Raw genomic sequence first — 3103 nt, forward strand, 5'->3', positions numbered from 1 at the left:
ATCTACAATTATGCGGCCGGACGTGGGGCGATAGAGGCCCATCAGGAGTTTGACGAGCGTGGTTTTGCCTGCGCCGTTTTCGCCAACGAGCGCGATGCGTTCGCCGGGCTGGAGTTCTAGGTTGAGGTCGGAGAGCGCTGGCCGCTCGGCTCCGGGATAGGTGAAGGAGAGATTCTCCAAGACGATGGGTGCGGCCAGCGGTTGATCCAGTTTCCGGCCACCCTTTAGGTCAAGGCGTGGGTTGTCCATCAGCACGAAATAGTCCTCCAGGTAGCGAAGAGAGTTGTAGAGCATAGACCCCTCCCAAATCAGCCCGAAGAATGTGATTTGGAACGTCTCGATAGCGGCGAATAGGGCTGCCGCCGCACCAACGCTGATGTGACCGTTGACGAGGAGGCCGACGCTCAGGCCGAGGGCTGCAACGTGCGTCAGGCCGTTCATGCAGTCCGATAAAACCGTGAGCCGCGCCTCACGCGCCGCAAGCTGCAGTCGTTCTCGATGGAGACGGCGACGGAGTAGCCCGGCTTGATCGAGCAGCCACTTCCCCAGGCTGAAGAGCCGAATCTCTGCCGCTGAATGCCGGCCGGTCAGCAGGTCGATATAGACGCCAAAGCGGCGTTCGTCCGGGGCTTGCGCACGGTCCATCAGGTATCTTTGGCGATGAATGGCCTCGCGTATCAGCGCACCTGGCGTTGTTCCGAGAGCCAGCAAGAGCGGCAGCCCCCAGTGGAATTGCCCCAGGTAGATAAGGAGCGATGCCATTGTCACTATGTCTGAAAGGCCTCTTGTGAGGAAACTGGTCGTGGCTCCCAACCGTCCCACCGTTCTGCGCCGCACCAGGTGCAACAGGTCGTAGTGCTTGTCATGCTCGAACCACTCCAGCGGCATCGACTGCGCCTGCTGCAGGCAGCGCTCCTCTAGGTAGTTGCCTAAGACCTCCTGATGACGGCGGTCGACGACTTCCCTGACGTGCACTACCGCAGCGTGCAGGATTGCAAGCAGGGCGAGAGCGAGGCCCCACGCAAGACCGTCTGCTACAGGGGCACTTCCCGCAACTATCAGTTCCGCCGTTTCGATGAGCCGGCGCAAGACGTGCACTTCGGCCAAAGGAAACAGACCCATGCCTGCACTAATGGCGAAAAGGAGAATAGTTCCTCTGGCGTCGGCTGCGAGCAGGAGGCTCAGCGTAGGCGGCACGTACTTGAGGCGCTGCCAAGAACCTGTGGCGGTGTTGGGTACTGAGCTCATGATTCGTCCTCCGCATTGAGCGGCGCGGCATACCAACGCGCCTGGAGGCCGTACATGTGCGCGTAAACGCCGTCCTGGTGCAGCAGAGCCTCGTGGTTGCCTTCTTCGACAATGCGACCGTGTGCCAGAACGACGATCCGGTCTCCCAGGCGGGCCGCGCCCAGCCGGTGCGAGACCAAAACTGCGGTGCGCCCGGCGGCTACCTGGGTGAACTGCCGGTAGAATTCCACCTCGGCCCGCGGGTCCAAGGCGGCGGTAGGCTCATCGAGAGCGACGATTTGGGCATCGCGCAGATACGCCCGCGCCAGGGCCAGCCGCTGCCACTGGCCGGAAGAGAGCTCTGTCCCACCCGGCCACTCTTTGCCGAGAGGCGTTGCGTAGCCTGCAGGCAGAGCGGCGACGAAACCGTCTGCCCCGCTCTGCGCCGCAGCCGCGGCGATGCGGGGATGGGTCTCGAGTGCGGCTTGCGGAGATGCAGCCAGCAAGGCCGTGTCGCCGAAGGCGATGTTCTGAAACACCGTCGTGGGATAGCGGACGAAGTCTTGGAACACCGCGGTTGCCTCCCGCCGCCACGCCTCAGGGTCGAGCGTAGACAGGTCCCTACCGTCTACAAGGATAGACCCTTGAGAAGGCCGGTAGAGGCCAAGGAGCAAGCGCACGAGCGTCGTCTTGCCCGCGCCGTTCTCGCCCACGAGGGCGACGCGCTCGCCGGGCCGAATCTTCAGGTTTATGTTGGAGAGCGCCGGTCGATCCGCGCCAGGATACGTGAAGCTGACGTCGCGAAACTGAATCCCCTCGCGCAGGGGCCGCTGTATCCGAAGCCCGTTCTCCGGCGAATCCGGCAATTCCGATTCAAGGGCGAGGAAGTCGCGCAGATACTCGGAGTATTGCAGCTCCTCATAGACATTTCGCAAGCCCCAGGCGACGTTATCGGCGAGGTCGCGGAACCGGGTGAGGCCGTACAGCAGTGCGACCAAGCTGCCCAAAGTGATGTTGCCGACCAAGGCGATTAGCAGGGCGAATACAATGACGAACGCTACCGCTTCTTGCACGGCGACACTGCTCAGCCCCGGCAGCGCCACCCTGCGTTGGGCAGAGACGATTTCCTTAAGAAATCGTTCGAAAGCCTCATGGCGGCGGCGGAGGAGGAAATCGGAGAGAGCGGACAGCCGGATCTCAGGGATAGCCTCCCGGCTGGTAAGCAGCCGCGACCAGTATTGCTTCTCCCGCCGGCGGGGTGAGTTTTGGTATTCGACTTCTAGTAGATTGTGTTCGGTATGGGATTGCACAATGCCCCGCAGGCCCATCACGGTTACCAGCGCAACTCCGATCAGCCAGTGGGCCCGGAAAAACAACACCATCAGCCCGGCTGCGCCGACTAGTGACGTCACAAGCCACGAGACATTCTCCAGGAAGTCGCTGAGGATGCTCCCGCCTTCCTTGCCAGTCACCTCCAGCTTGGTGTAATACTCCTCCCGCTCGAAGACGCTCAGCGGCAGCGCGACGGCTTTCGCGCACACCATGTGCTGCACGGCAGCGCCAAGGCGCAAGCCTGTCAACTGACTGAGATAGTCGCTCAGTGCGCCGTCCAGGCTGCGGATGGTAAAGGCAACGAGAAGGATCAAGAGCCAAGGGACGATGGAGGACCAAACGTCATTAGGATTGGCCGGGGAGCGCTGGAGTTCATCGATGAATTCAATGCCGGTGGTGGGGTCGGGTACAGAGCGCCGAACGTCATCGATAAGGCCGCTGATGGCGAAGACGATGAGCGGCGTGGTAGCCCCGGAGGCAAAGCTCTGGAGCGTAATGAGCGTGGCGGCCACCGGGACTTCCTTGAAGAGAAGCCCCAGGATGT

2 protein-coding genes are annotated in these 3103 nt (G+C 61.9%); both read right to left on the minus strand.

Annotation, left to right across the window (positions count from 1 at the left end):
* On the minus strand, nt 1-1248 hold a 1248-nt coding region (locus F4X08_12685), incomplete at its 3' end, for an ABC transporter ATP-binding protein (GenBank protein ID MYD26658.1).
* Complete coding sequence (locus F4X08_12690) at nt 1245-3071, minus strand: ABC transporter ATP-binding protein (GenBank protein MYD26659.1); 1827 nt, start codon at nt 3069-3071, stop codon at nt 1245-1247. The genes F4X08_12690 and F4X08_12685, both read right to left, overlap by 4 nt.
* Between the last annotated feature and the right edge of the window lie 32 nt (nt 3072-3103).

This window comes from Gemmatimonadota bacterium (assembly GCA_009841265.1).
Taxonomy (GTDB): domain Bacteria; phylum JAAXHH01; class JAAXHH01; order JAAXHH01; family JAAXHH01; genus JAAXHH01.